The sequence below is a fragment of the Alteromonas hispanica genome, assembly GCF_010500915.1.
Taxonomy (GTDB): domain Bacteria; phylum Pseudomonadota; class Gammaproteobacteria; order Enterobacterales; family Alteromonadaceae; genus Alteromonas; species Alteromonas hispanica.
Genome location: NZ_JAAAWP010000001.1, coordinates 241546 through 256065 on the forward strand (window position 1 = coordinate 241546; position 14520 = coordinate 256065).

General features: G+C 44.2%; 8 protein-coding genes. 2 read left to right on the plus strand and 6 right to left on the minus strand.

What is annotated here, in order from left to right; all coding sequences use genetic code 11:
* Positions 1–170 precede the first annotated feature (170 nt).
* The gene (locus GTW09_RS01075) at positions 171–2768 is read right to left on the minus strand and encodes a VolA/Pla-1 family phospholipase (protein WP_163109324.1); all 2598 of its coding nucleotides are present in this window, start codon (positions 2766–2768) and stop codon (positions 171–173) included.
* A gap of 306 nt (positions 2769–3074) precedes the next feature.
* Between GTW09_RS01075 and GTW09_RS01080 the strand changes: the two genes are divergently transcribed.
* Positions 3075–3818 carry a YciK family oxidoreductase gene (locus tag GTW09_RS01080; protein WP_163109326.1) on the plus strand — a complete coding sequence of 248 codons (744 nt, stop codon included), beginning with the start codon at positions 3075–3077 and terminating at the stop codon, positions 3816–3818.
* Between the two features lie 125 nt (positions 3819–3943).
* On the opposite strand, the gene glnS is transcribed toward GTW09_RS01080, so the two are convergent.
* A complete protein-coding gene (gene glnS, locus GTW09_RS01085; protein ID WP_163109328.1) occupies positions 3944–5611 on the minus strand; it encodes a glutamine--tRNA ligase in 1668 nt (555 codons plus the stop codon).
* Positions 5612–5991: 380 nt separating this feature from the next.
* Here glnS and GTW09_RS01090 point away from each other — a divergent pair, with 380 nt between their 5' ends.
* A complete protein-coding gene (locus GTW09_RS01090) occupies positions 5992–7023 on the plus strand; it encodes a LacI family DNA-binding transcriptional regulator (RefSeq protein WP_163109330.1) in 1032 nt (343 codons plus the stop codon).
* A gap of 59 nt (positions 7024–7082) precedes the next feature.
* On the opposite strand, the gene GTW09_RS01095 is transcribed toward GTW09_RS01090, so the two are convergent.
* The 4 genes from GTW09_RS01095 to GTW09_RS01110 form a co-directional block, all read right to left on the minus strand.
* Entirely contained in the window at positions 7083–8825 is a 1743-nt protein-coding gene (locus tag GTW09_RS01095) for an alpha-amylase family glycosyl hydrolase (protein ID WP_163109332.1), read from the minus strand.
* Positions 8815–10308, minus strand: a complete 1494-nt coding sequence (locus tag GTW09_RS01100; protein ID WP_163109335.1) for an MFS transporter — start codon at positions 10306–10308, stop codon at positions 8815–8817. Before GTW09_RS01100 ends, GTW09_RS01095 begins: the two co-directional genes overlap by 11 nt.
* A 40-nt stretch (positions 10309–10348) precedes the next feature.
* Positions 10349–12256 (minus strand): alpha-amylase family glycosyl hydrolase, encoded by a 1908-nt coding sequence (locus GTW09_RS01105; RefSeq protein WP_163109337.1) that lies wholly within the window; start codon positions 12254–12256, stop codon positions 10349–10351.
* Between the two features lie 226 nt (positions 12257–12482).
* Positions 12483–14426 carry an alpha-amylase family protein gene (locus GTW09_RS01110; RefSeq protein WP_239059235.1) on the minus strand — a complete coding sequence of 648 codons (1944 nt, stop codon included), beginning with the start codon at positions 14424–14426 and terminating at the stop codon, positions 12483–12485.
* Between the last annotated feature and the right edge of the window lie 94 nt (positions 14427–14520).

Consider the following 14520-nt stretch of genomic DNA (forward strand, 5'->3'; position numbering starts at 1 on the left):
TGTGGTAGAGAAAAACACCGAATTGCTTTCCCTGAAAACCACAACACATCCGACCAATTCACATTACATTAACAAAGGAGAACATTCAAATAACAGTCACACTTAGATACAAAAAAGCCGGCTCTCTGCCGGCTTTATCAATAACACGTTAGGTGTTTACTATTTATAGATTAGTTTGCAACAACAGACTCGTTATTGATTTCTAACAATGCTGCATCAGATGCTAGATAAGTCGCAACTTGTCTTTGCATTTCAGCCGTTACTGCTCCATTTGGCACAGGGTTTAAGCTAGATGCATGAGCACCACTGTTAAACAATACCAAGCCGCTTACTGGATCAGCCTGAGGCCCCTGAGTTGTTGTCACTTGCTCAAGACCAATCAGATTAGCTAATGGCAACTGACCAGACAAAGGCAACGCTGTTGAAACCGGAATAACTTGGTCTGGTAAATTCTCAGCACTACCGTCACCCACCACCGTCATCATGTGAACAGGTGTGTTACTGCCAAGCGTCTGAGCATAGTTTGTTGGGTCACCGGAATCCATCACAGTTTGTGCAGCAAAAGCGAACTCAGCAAATACAGCATTCACCGCAGCAGCTTGCTCTGGCGTTAGGTTATCTTCAAATAGCGCTACAGCTTCTACCAACTGCTGTTCGTTCACGTCAGTTGTTTCGTAAAGCTGATTCAACAGTGCTACGAAATCTTCCGATGCTTGCGAAAGTAATAGGCCTTTAATGAGCGGCCCAAATGACGGGGACTCTATTAAAAACTGTGCTGCACCGCCTCCTGGAGATTCAAGAGAAGCTTGTTTTACTGCAAACATACCGTCAAGCGCCGCAAGATCGCCACCCATAGACGTATTTGCTAAAGCTGCAAAATTACCACCTGTAATTGCACCTAATGATACACCCATAATTGAAACGCGACTGGTATCAAACTTAACGCTTTGACTTGCAGTCGTGTCTACCACAGCGTTAAGGCCAAGGCGAACTCCGAGCAAATCAGAAACACTTTGACGTAAGTTATCTCTCGCTGTTGGTAAGCTAGCAAGGTTCATATAGTGCGTTGCACTTACCGTAGTTGCATTTAAATCATCAACTCCGTCACCATTAAGGTCGAACCCACGGCTGCCGTGAATGGGCTGATCGATAGCGACTGAAGCAATCCCGGCTAGCGCCAATGTACCTGTAATAGATAGCATTGCTTCTTTCTGACTTGTAATACCGTGAGCGAGAATGACAACAGGCCAGCCAGACTCTGGCATACTAATTGGGAAACCTAGCGCCCCAGCTAGTACCGGATCGGGCACGGTAACTTGAACATCCAACGCTTCAGTACCCATATTGCCGCCAGTAGGCTGTGGATATGGGTTGAATTTAGTAATGTTACGCGCACTATCTAATTTCTCACCGTTAACGCGAAGATCGGCTAGACCTAGTGCCGAACACGTTTGCGCATTAGGACCTGGCGTTGCCGCTGCCAATGCTTCCTGAGGCGCGCCTGCTAGCACGATACCGCTGTCACAGGCTGCAGTCCAAAACTGGTTAACCGGTGCAAGTGGGTTTTCAGCAGATGGAACGCCTAGGAAATATGGAAGGTTAATGTTTCCTTCATAGCGCTGGGCTGCGCAGAATGGGCCAACTTGCGTCAATATGGCACTAGACACGCCTACTGCAAACTCATTCAATGCTCCCCACTGCGCAGAGAGCTGACCTGAAGCCGTTCCAGCCAAACCAGCACACGTTTCTAAGGCACTAAAATCAGTGGCATCGATAAATGCCTGCGTCTGTTCTGGCAAGCCTTGTTTGCCAGCCTGAACAGCACCGGCCACAGCCTCAGCTGTAAGTAGGTTTAACGCTTCAGCAGCGTTTGGATCTTCATCTACATCGCCTACTACAATTGCTGGCAGTGCTTGACCCGCAGTCGGGTCGCCAGCACCTGCGCGGGCAGCAAATTCGCTAATCATCACCTTCTTGATGGTATCAAGAGAATTAGCAATAGACTGGGTAGTAAATGCAGATACATACGTCAGTTCTTCGCGATCGTATCCAGCGCTTATTAGTGGATTAATCAGTGAGTTAACCAGCCCTTGCAGCTGCAACTGGTCGTCCGTTGCTAGTGGGTTTGTATTGATATCTAGCCTTGCTAAATCCCAAGTTGTTGAGCCTTGCACCGACTTACCAGACGAATCTTTTAGGTCGGTAGTCATTACAAGCATGTACCCTTGCGCTGGTTTAAGCGGCTTTAAAGGTACGAATGAAACCGTGTTGTTATCTGCTAAGCTCAGTACATAATCTACACCAAAAGTCAGCTGCTCACCTAACTTACAGCCTGCTGATGGTGTAGAAATTTGTGCGCAGTCTGGATCAGATTGGTCAAGACCTAAGGTTGCTTCAAACAATAAAATACCTGCAGACAGCGATGACTCATCAAGAGATGTTCCAGCTGGTGTCTCTACATTAATCACGAATGGGTGCTGTGTAGACCAACCGTCTAATACATTCAATGCATTTTGTGGGTCACCAAAATCAGTGGGGTCTGCAACAGGAATGTTAAGTGTATAATCGAAAAAGCCATCATCGCCAGGTAACATAAGCAGGTCATTTGGAATATTCAGGTTCCCTGCTGCTGGGTCAAATACAATTCGCGAAAATGGGGTTTGGACTTCTGTTTCGGCCTGAATGTCGGAAAGGGTTTCATCGGAGCCACCACAGCCTGCTAGACCCAGTGCAAGGGCCACACTGGAACTTAATACGAGTTTTCTCATCTCTACTCCCTACAAGCATTGTTGTTATTCTGTGTCTAAAATTCGGTTTTATAAAAATAGCTTGGTCTTTCCTGCTTTAACAGGCATAGAAGAACGTTTTAAACATGTTAGACCAGTTGTATCTTCCTCAATCTTATTGACTTTGTTGCAACTTTGCAAAGTTTTGTTAACTACTTTCGTGAAGTTTTTTTACGTTTGCTAGGTTTTTATCAGGAATGTTTTACTTGGCGGCAAGACTGAGTATCATCTCACCTAAGATTTAACGCTACATTAATTACCGTTACACCATGTATTCGAAGGAAAATAATGAACGACTATAAAGCGCCCAGCAAGTTATTGAAAGACAAAGTCATACTCGTCACCGGTGCCGGAGACGGTATAGGTGCGCAAGCGGCTAAGACTTACGCTGCACACGGAGCAACGTGTATATTGCTTGGTAGAACAGTCTCGAAACTCGAAGCAGTATACGATGACATTGTGAACGCTGGGCATGCCGAACCTGCCATAGTTCCGCTTGATATCAAAGGTGCTACTCCTAATCACTATCAGCAAATGGCGCAAACCATTATTGATCAGTTCGGTCGCTTAGACGGCCTGCTGCACAATGCATCTATTCTCGGTCATTTAAGCGCCTTTAAGGATATTGACCCTCAGGAATGGCAAGATGTGATGCAAATAAACCTCAACGGCATGGTATACATGACCCAAGCACTTATTCCGGCGTTACTCAAAGCCGAAAACGCTTCTGTGGTTTTCACAACGTCAAGCGTGGGCCGTAAAGGGCGTGCTTTTTGGGGTACTTATGCCGTATCAAAATTTGCCACTGAGGGCGTAATGCAAACGCTAGCTGACGAGTACAAGACCAAGAACGTACGCTTTAATTGCATAAATCCAGGTGGAACCAGGACAAACATGCGCGCACAGGCGTTTCCAGCAGAAGATCCAAATGCACTGAAAACACCTGAAGATATAATGCCCACTTATCTATATCTCATGGGCGATGAAAGTGCAGAGGTTAATGGCGAATCGCTAGACTGTCAGCCGAAATAGGCGCCTAAAGCGCCACACACAAATAAGCCGCGTATTAACGCGGCTTAGTTTTTTTAGGGCAGTCATTTTTCAGTTGGCCCGAGTACCAATGAGCGCGAATTTAGCGCCAATTTTCCTTAGAAGGGCTAACCTTCTATTTTTGCCCAGGTATCTCGCAATCCAACAGTGCGGTTGAACACCGGTTTCTCTGGTGTGCTGTCGCTGTCTAAACAAAAATATCCTGTGCGTTCAAACTGCCACGCACCCACTGCAGGCACATTCTCACTCAGACCAGCTTCAGCCCAGCCTTGTTTTACTTCAAGAGATTCTGGATTGATAGAATCGGTAAAGTTTTCTTCCGCAGCCGGGTTAGGTACATTGAATAAACGGTCATAGAGCCTAAATTCAGCGGCCTTTGCGGTCGCAGCGTCAACCCAGTGAATGACACCTTTTACTTTACGGCCATCAGCAGGGTCTTTGCCAAGCGTATCCGGGTCGTAAGTACAGTACACTGTGGTTACGTTATCGTTTTCGTCTTTTTCTATACGATTAGCTTTAATCACATAGGCATTACGAAGTCGAACTTCTTTATCGAGAACGAGTCGTTTAAATTTCTTGTTCGCCGATTCACGGAAATCTTCAGCTTCAATCCACACTTCACGGCTAAAAGTGATGTTACGCGTACCCATTGATTCATCGTTAGGATGATTAGGAGCCGCCAGAGTCTCTGTCGCCCCCTCTTCGTAATTTTCAATAACGACCTTAATGGGATCGAGAACAGCCATAGCACGAGGGGCATTCACATTTAAGTCATCGCGAATACAGGCTTCTAACATGGACATTTCTACCATGTTGTCCATTTTTGTTACGCCAATGCGCTTACAAAATTCGATAATTGAGCCAGGCGTATAGCCCCGGCGTCGCAAGCCAGCTATGGTTGGCATGCGTGGGTCGTCCCACCCATGAACGTGCTTCTCATCAACCAATTGAATAAGGCGGCGTTTACTTAGTACCGTGTATTCCAAATTAAGACGAGAGAATTCATACTGCTTAGGACTGCAATCGATAGAGATATTTTCAATTACCCAGTCGTATAAACGGCGGTTATCTTGAAATTCCAGTGTACACAAAGAATGCGTAATGCCCTCGATAGCATCTGATATACAGTGAGTAAAGTCGTACATTGGGTACACACACCACTTATCACCAGTTTGATGATGGTGGGCGTGCTTTACTCTGTAAATAACAGGGTCGCGCATGCACATGAACGGTGACGTCATATCAATCTTTGCGCGCAGGCTGCACTCGCCTTCGGCATATTCGCCGGCTGTCATTTTTGCGAATTCACGTTTATTAGTCTCAACATCCGTATCGCGATATTCGCTATTTTTGCCCGGCTCTTTCAATGTACCGCGCATTTCTCGCATAATGTCTTGACTAGAAAAATCGACGTAGGCTAAACCTTTGTCGATCAATTCGTTTGCAAAGCCGTGTAGTTGGTCGAAGTAGTTGGAGGAATAACGCTCCTCACCGCTCCATGTAAAACCAAGCCACTTAACGTCTTCTTTTATAGAATTAACAAACGAAATATCTTCTTTTGCTGGGTTCGTGTCGTCAAAACGGAGATTACAGGTACCCGTGTAATCCTTCGCAATTCCGAAGTTCAAGCAAATGGATTTCGCATGACCAATATGAAGAAAGCCATTAGGCTCTGGCGGAAACCGCGTTTTTATTGAGTCATGCAAACCACTGGCAAGATCTTTATCAATGATTTGTCGGATAAAATTGGTCGGACGATGCTCAGTCTCGGCCATTCGCATGTTCCCCTTATGCACAAGTAATTGTAATAATGACGTGAGTATACCACTGACACAATTGCTTCAACCACGTTTTATTGAATTAACACTGACAACTGGTCGAATATGCACCGAAACTTTGTCTGTGCAAATACTCTGACAACAAATTCTTTCACACCCGCCACTTTCAAAAAATGAGTGTACTTTTTATTGTGACCACTTATTTTAATTAAGTCTTTGATGTTTAGTTAATAGTTAAAAGACGTATAAACGCTTGCAATCTCACTCTTTCAACATTACAAAACGTACAAAAAAAAATTCAGAAACCAAACAACCCGAAAAAGTGTGGTAGTCTGAAATTAGCGACAACAATGTCGTTCTAGCGAGAAAAGATGTTTATGAAAGAAAAAGCCACCTCTTTTGATATTGCTCACCTAGCAGGCGTGTCACAATCGACGGTATCAAGAGCGCTTAATAACAGCCCTCTTGTGAATCTAGAGACACGGGAGCGCGTGCAGCGGATAGCACAAGAGCTCAACTATAAAGTTGACAAAAATGCGAGCAATTTAAGAAAACAAAAGAGCAGTACGATTGCATTGTTATTGTTTGAAGATCCAACGTCAGATGATTCAATGATCAATCCCTTTTTTCTTTCGATGCTAGGAAGCATTACACGTGCCTGCGCTAAAGCTAATTACGATCTTTTAGTGTCATTCCAAAACTTAGAAGACGATTGGCACGCAGAATATGAAGATTCCAACAAGGCCGACGGCATTATTTTGCTGGGCTACGGCAATTACACCGATTATCAGACAAAGGTGGCACAACTAGAGTCACAAGGCACCCATTTTGTTCGTTGGGGCGCTCCCGACAAGGCCCACCCTGGCGTAAGTATTGGCTGCGACAATTACCAAGGCGGTCACAGCATTACCGAGCACCTCATATCGTTGGGTAAAAAAACCTTCGCGTTTATTGGCGACAATGGCGAGCACGCACCTGAATTTATGGCTCGTTATAAAGGTTATGAAGACGCGCTAAAACAACATAATTTAAATGAGTGTAGCGTTCAAAGAAATGCGATTTCTACCGAAGACGACGGTTCAGATGCAGTTAAATCGCTTATTGAGTGCGATGAACTTCCCGAAGCAATTGTGTGTGCCTCAGACTTAATTGCCATGGGGGCTCTTCGAGCGCTGCGGCGAGCTAACATCTCTGTGCCTAATGATGTTGCAGTGGTGGGCTATGACAATATTGCCGTTTCTGCATACACGACCCCCGCACTCTCAACCGTGCAACAAAATACAAAGTTAGCAGGCGAATTGCTTGTCGATACGTTGTTAAAAGCCATTAACAACGAGCGGGTTGAAGATTACCTGATGCCTGCAGAAGTGATAATTCGACAATCGTGTGGAAACGAAAGTGGCGCTTAATCAAGCGCCACTTTATTTCGTTTATAAATTCTTAAAGACAAGATTACTGAGAGTAAAACTTACTGCCTCGACATTTGGAATGAGGCTGCTTTTAACAGTTCAGGCTGCGTAATCATCTCGTCTAACACCCATACTTGAACGCCATTAGGCTCAACAGTTGTCGATAAAGACTCACCTTTTTCTACGCGTTTACGCTCACCGCTTATTTGCTCATGCCAATCGCCTTCTTGCATAAACTTTTTAACATTGAACACGCTGGGTCTATTGCCTTTGTTAAGCAAAACGAGTGCAGTTTGTTGAACCTCATCGGTGTTAAGAACTCGATAGAATGATGCTTGGTGACCAGAAAGCGAAACGTTCACTTGCAAACCTCGCTGCAATGCAGGGGTTTGCTTACGCACATTAGCAATAGTGGTTAATGCTTGTTTGATTGGGTGCGCCTTTGCTGCTTCTATTCGCTTCTGGCCGAAATAGTTTCGATTACCGGCATGTTCTGCAGTGCCTCTCATAAACCCTATCTCAGATCCCATGTAAACCACAGGAATACCTCGCACGGTAAATAGCCAATTGTGGGCATTGATGAACCCTTCATCAGTGGCATTCATACGAGCCATATCGTGATTATCATAAAACGTAGTTAAGTCATAAACATTTTTGTAAGGGCCATGGGTGAGATGTAATACCTCTTCCATTTCTGAAAAATCACTGTCGAGTGGGTTTTCAAACACCGATAGCATGGCTTTTTGCATCGGGAAATCGAGAACGCTGATAGCACCATTTTTGTCCAGAGTATGCTGGGCAATATTACTCGCGGAGTAATCAAAACTCTCCCCAAACATAAAAAAGTCTGGGCGCTCGCTGCGGATCCTATCTGATGCTTCACGCCAAAATGCATGCGGTACGTGTCTTATTGTATCTATGCGAAACGCATCTGCGCCTTGGGAAATCCAGTAAAGGTAACTATTTATTAAATAGTCTCTTACCGCTGGGTTTTCATCATCTAAATTAGATAATTTAACCAAGTCTGGGTAGTCATGGAAAAAACTGTGCAAAGGGTTGTTTTCTGGGTCAAGCTGCTCTGGATTAAGGTTTTGATGATCGGCCACAAGCCTTCCGTCTTTGTCATAAAGTTCACCATAACCCGGCAAATCCTCGTCCATGGTAAAACTTGGCGAGCCATGATTTGCAACGATATCGAACACTGACTTCAAACCCAGCTTACGCATTTGAGATGTATACTCTTTTACGCTCAGGTCATCGCTTACCAAGTGTTCGTCTGGTTTATAGAAGTTGGACGCCCAATAACCGTGATAACCGGTTTTTCCTCCGTCTTTAAACGCACCGCCGTAAGTTATTTGCTCATCACCATTAAATGCATAATCCGGATTATCGTGAACAGGTGTCATCCAAACCGCAGTGAAGCCCATATTGGCAATATACTCCGCGTTTTTGACTATGCCCTTTAAATCGCCGCCCATATAACCAACATAGGCTTTTTTACCATCAGGGCCTTCGAGGGGAAGTTGCCACGTGGGGTGCTCACCGCCCTGATTTTCATAATTATTTGTTTTGTCACCATCGACAAAACGATCAGTAACAACGAAATATACGGCCTCGCTCGCAAATGGTGTTGTTGTGCCCGCAATGAAAGAGCTTTCGTCGCTGCTGAAAGTGTTAATGCTCTTTGAATGCGCACCGGCATGAGTCGTAACAACATCACTGTTCACCATGCTATTGTTAGAACACCCAGTAACAAATAGTGCAGTTAATGTAAGAGCAAAAATATTTGGTTTAAACGCCATCGGTAATAACTCCCTCTTCTTGCGCAATATCACTGGTATCAGCTTCTTTGACAAAAAATACCGATAACGCGCCTATCATCATTGAAATACCTGCTACCACAATAATGTATTTGGCATCGTTGTCGAATACGCTACTTAATATCCAACCTGCTGTTAACCCTGAAACAATTTGAGGAGCCGCTACGGTAAAGTTGAAAATGCCCATATAAACCCCTGTTTTATCTGCAGGTAACGCACCTGCTAACATGGCATATGGCATGGCAAGAATAGCCGCCCAGGCAATACCGACACCTACCATAGGAATCAATAGCTTAACTGCACCGAGAGGCACGGTAACTTCTGTGATCAATAAATTTACGTTTACCATGGTTAAGTCTTGGAAAAATAAAAAGCTGATGTAACTTAATCCACCTAATGCAAGAGCGCCTGCATAGATGGTTTTACGTCCGAATTTATCAGCGAGTTTGGCAAGGAAAATTGAAAAAATAGCGGCAAATACAGAGTAGGCAGCAAATAAAATACCCACCCAATCGCCTGCGGCACCTTTGGCCATTACGATAGCTTCGGGCACCATAGGTGCGGCCGCAATATATGCTGGATCAAACCACTGTTTGTCTACATTCCAGATGTGTTGAGTAATAGCTGGTGTGGTGTATACCCACATAATAAATAAAGCAAACCATGAAAAGAATTGCACCACTGCAAGTTGTTTCATAGTTTTAGGCATAGTGGCCACTAGCTTGAAGAATTCCGCCAGGCGCTGGCTCAAAGGCGCTTTTTTCTCTTGAATACGAGTTTGCCCTACCGCTAAGCCTTTATACTGATTATATTGCTCTGGCGAGTATTCTTTGGTTCTTATTACCGTCCAAATTACCGTGCCTAATAATACAGTCGCACCAATGTAGAATGCCCACATTACTGAGGGAGCAACCTGCCCCATTTGCGCTGTATTTTCTAGCCCAACCACGTTGGTGAGAACAAAAGGAAGAATAGACCCAATTACTGCACCAATATTAATTAGCAAAGACTGAATAGAATACACTACGTTGCGTTGCGAGGGCGGTACCATGTCGGAGACTAGCGATCTAAACGGCTGAAAGCATACATTAAACGACGCATCCATCAGTGCCACCATCAACGCCCCCATCAACATGGGTGCGAGAAACGCCACGAATAACGGGGCGTTAGGTAACAGAATCATCCCCAATACTGCTGCAATAGCGCCTGCTAGAATAAATGGGCGGCGTCTCCCTAGACGATTCCACGTTCTATCTGATGCAGAACCAACAATAGGTTGCACTATAAGGCCCATAATAGGTGCCACTAGCCAGAAGAGAGAAAGGGAGTGAAGATCAGCGCCCAGGTCTGAAAGAATTCTACTTACATTTGCGTTTTGCAGGGCAAAACCAAATTGAACACCAAGGAAGCCGAAGCTGACATTCCAAATTTGCCAAAAAGAAAGGCGAGGTTGAGTTACTTGCATAGTTTGCTCTATTTATTGTTTTTAAATTAATTGAATACGATCATTTCACAATGAATACGCTTGCAGACATAGCCGGTAAGCTAATCGTGTCTGTTGCTTCAAATGTTTTACCGTCACTCACTCGAGTTAAGGTTTGTCCTTCTTTCAGCATCTCTGTGAAAGATGTTAAAGATAACTCTACAGATTCTTTACTGAGAGCCACCATGATTTTTTCGGAATTCTTATCCGTGCTATCAGCGGTGCGGAAATAGGTGTAAACACCGTCAACGGGCGCGTAGTGTTTTAACTTACCTTGAAATAGTTGCGGGTATGTTTGACGCAGCTGTAATAAGGCTTTAATGCGCTGCTGAGCCCAACGTTCATCGCTATTGAGCCCTTTACCCGTAAAGGCGTTTTTATCACTATCTGAATGCCACCCGCCTGGGAAATCAGAGCGTATAATGCCGTGGTCATCACTGCCTTCGTTACCCATTAGAATTTCCGTTCCGTAAAAAACTTGTGGGATCCCTCGGGTTGTAAGCAATAAAGTCATCGCCATATTCCACTTGGCTTTATCGTGTCCAAGTTGCGTATAGATTCTGCTCATATCATGATTATCGGGAAAGATAACCAGGTTGTTCGGGTCGCCATATAAAAAGTCGGTAGCCAGGGTTTCATAAACACTAATAAAACCAGAGTTCCAACTTTCATCACTGTTTAATGCTTTAACAACGGCAGCCTGCAATGGAAAATCCATCACTGATGGAAGCGCGCTATCATAGTCATCGTGGCGCTGACTACCCGCTTGCCAATAGGCCGTGATTGCAGGGTTTACAGACCATTCTTCACCCACGATATTAAAGTTAGGGTATTCGTCCATTAAGCGATTTGTCCATTCACTTAGAAATACTTTATCTGGATAAGAGTATGTATCTACACGAATACCGCTTAAACCTGCAGTCTCTACCCACCAAATAGCATTTTGAACTAAATAATTGGCCAAGTGTGGATTACGTTGATTTAAATCTGGCATGGTAGGCACAAACCACCCATCGCTAAACCTTTTGATATCGCTTTCTATGGCATGAGGGTCGTGCAGAGACTCTCGTTTGTGGGTGGTGCCGACGAATTTTCCTTCATTATTGATCCAATCCTTTGATGGCGTATCTTCCATCCACTTATGATTACTACCGATGTGATTAAGCACCATATCCATGATAACGCCAACCCCTTCGGATTTTGCTTGTTCACTGAACTCTATAAAGGCGTCATTAGAGCCAAAGCGCGGGTCAATGTTGTAGTAATCTGTGGTTGAATAGCCGTGGTAGCTGTACTTATCCATCGCATTTTCAAGCAAAGGCATTGTCCAAATCTGCGTGAAGCCCATGCTTTTAATGTAATCAAGGTTGTCCATAATACCTTGGATATCGCCGCCATGACGGCCACCTTTTAATTGGCGGTCTACCTTATCTTGATAACCGTCAACGTTATCATTTGCGGTATTGCCATTTGCAAAGCGGTCAGGTGCAATCAGGTAGATAGCGTCTTTTGGCCCGAAGCCTTTTCTCGACGCAGAGCCTTCTTTGCGTTTATCAAGCGAGTAATGAAGCCTTCGATAGCTCCCATCATTGTCGGTCAACGTAAGCGTAAAATCTTGCGCTCGAGCCCCCGAAATATCGAGCGTTACAAAAAGATAGTTTTCACTATCTAATGCGTTAACTCGACTAATTGTTGCTTTGCCTTTATCAATAGAAACGGTGTCATCAGCTACACCTTCACCGTAAATCATCAACTCCACTTCAGGATGTTGCATGCCCGCCCACCAGTTAGGGGGATACACTTCAAGTTCACTTTGTTGTAATGCGTTAACCGGCGCTGCTACCAATAATACAACCGAAGTGAGAAGCAACGGCAATGCGCGATAGCGATTTAGAAGGAAAGCATGGCTTACGCTGTTAAAATTAAACACATGAACACCAATGTTAATAATACGTTAAGTACAGAATCATATCGAGATACTACCTTGTACACTTATTCATACCAACGCTCTGCATACGTATTCACGAAGGGGTAGATAAAATAAGTGGCAAAACAAGTGATACACGCAACAAGTAGGATAAGTGAAAAATAGGTACGACAGTCATAGCCTTCAACGTCAAATGCCTGCACTGGACCGGTGCAAAGAAAGGTGCTGCTTAAAAAGCAAACACCTTAGTTTCAAGGGCATCTAAGGTCATAATGGCACGGTAGTTAGCACCCTCCTGCTCAAGGGTTATCCCCTTGTGGGAGAGTAAAGGTTTAAGCGAAAGGTTGTTGCCTGACGCTTTTATTGCCGAGGCAGGCACTATAAGTGAAATAGGGCCTGAAGCGTTATCGCTAAAGTTAGCAATCACAATGAAACCCTGATCGTTCTCCTCTCGCACGAATGCAAACTGCTGTTCAGAGTAGGCAGAGTCTTTTTCGCTCAGGTTCAGGGCATGTAGACTTTTATAGCGACCATTGATAGCACTGTGTGTTGCGGCAATGTTCATGACATCTTTGTAAAAGCTGTGCAGCACTTTTTCTTCTTCTGTTGATTGCCCCGCATCAAATTTGCCGTTATTCATAAAACGCTGATGTGCTGGTACACCAGCATAGTCAAAAATTGTTGTGCGCGTTGGATCACCAAAACCGGTCTCTTCGCTGCCGTCTTCGCCAACATCCTGCCCAAAATAAAGTAAGGTTGGAGCGCTACTAATTAGTGCACTTACGGCTAGTGCAGGTTTTCCTTTTTCAGCGTCTCCCGTAAAGTCTGGGCTTGCTATGCGCTGTTCATCGTGGTTTTCTAAAAAATGCAGCATATGCGATGCAATATCAGCAACATCGTCATGGACAGAAACGAGATCGCTCACCTTTCCCCTTCCCTGCATGATGGCTTTTAACGTATCGTAAAAACCTACCTTATCGTATAGATAGTCCATCTTTCCTGAATGTAAATAGTCGCGATATTTGCTGGGCTGATATACCTCTGCCAATAAAAATGCGTCTGGTCGCTTCTGCTTTATACTACTATTCAAAAACGACCAAAATTCTACGGGAACCATCTCGGCCATATCATAACGAAACCCGTCAACACCTTTATCTAACCAATAGTGCGCAATGTCTCGAAATTTGTACCAAGAATTAGGAAGCGATTTATCTGCCCAAAACGCGGCGTGCTGTTGGTATGACAAATTTGCATATTCAGCTGGAAGTGTTGGAAAGTCGTAGCTACCGTCGGGTTTTACACCATAGTTAATTTTAACCGTTTCATACCAATCGTTTATATCAGGCTTAGGTGCCCGCGCTCCGTTACCGGTCCATTTAGCAGGAAATTCCTCGAACTTCCCGTCTAATAGAGCGTGTTGCTCTCCGCCTAGCGGTTTATAATCTGGTGAAGTTGGGACTTGAAACGGTTCATCTACAACATAATAAAAATTATTATCACGTGCATAAGTGACTGTTGTATCGTCGTTCTCTCCAAAGTTACTATGGCCTTCTGGCATCGACAATGACTCATAGCGCCTAGCCACATGGTTAGGAACGATATCAATAATAACTTTCATTCCCGCTTCATGCGTTCGGGAAATAAGGGCTTCGAATTCCTCTAAACGCTGGTTTGGATCTTCGGCAAGGTCGGGATTAACGTTGTAATAATCTTTAACAGCGTAAGGTGAACCTGCGCGGCCTTTTACAACATCTGGATCATCATTGGAAATCCCAAACTCGGTATAGTCGTTAATCACTGCATGATGAGGAACACCGGTATACCACACATGACTTGTACCCAGCGCTTTTATACTGGCAAGGGCCGTAACTGTTATATCATTAAACTTTCCAACACCATTTTCATCAATGGTCCCCCAAGGCACATTGGCGGTATTTTTGTTACCGTATAGACGAGTAAAAAGCTGATAAACCACCGGCTTGCCTTGGTTTAATGAGTCACTCGTTTCATGTTCATTAGTGTGGATTGAGATTTGATTATCGCCCTGTTTATTGGCATTTTTGTTGCTGATATTTTTGTTGCTAATAACATTCGTATCTGAACACGCGAAAATACTCGTTAGCATAACAGCAATTGCGAAAGATTTAGTAGATGAAGGTGTGATAGTCGGCATTCGTGCATCTTTAGTTGTCAGTGAATGCCGATAGGATACGCGTTAACGTATTGTTAAAAAACATGCATACGTATTCAAAGCGTAAAAATCCGAA

Bases quoted from the DNA above. Each gene is read 5' to 3' on its own strand.
- GTW09_RS01075 (WP_163109324.1), bottom strand. From the start codon at position 2,768: ATGAGAAAACTCGTATTAAGTTCCAGTGTGGCCCTTGCACTGGGTCTA.
- GTW09_RS01080 (WP_163109326.1), top strand. From the start codon at position 3,075: ATGAACGACTATAAAGCGCCCAGCAAGTTATTGAAAGACAAAGTCATA.
- glnS (WP_163109328.1), bottom strand. From the start codon at position 5,611: ATGGCCGAGACTGAGCATCGTCCGACCAATTTTATCCGACAAATCATT.
- GTW09_RS01090 (WP_163109330.1), top strand. From the start codon at position 5,992: ATGAAAGAAAAAGCCACCTCTTTTGATATTGCTCACCTAGCAGGCGTG.
- GTW09_RS01095 (WP_163109332.1), bottom strand. From the start codon at position 8,825: ATGGCGTTTAAACCAAATATTTTTGCTCTTACATTAACTGCACTATTT.
- GTW09_RS01100 (WP_163109335.1), bottom strand. From the start codon at position 10,308: ATGCAAGTAACTCAACCTCGCCTTTCTTTTTGGCAAATTTGGAATGTC.
- GTW09_RS01110 (WP_239059235.1), bottom strand. From the start codon at position 14,426: ATGCCGACTATCACACCTTCATCTACTAAATCTTTCGCAATTGCTGTT.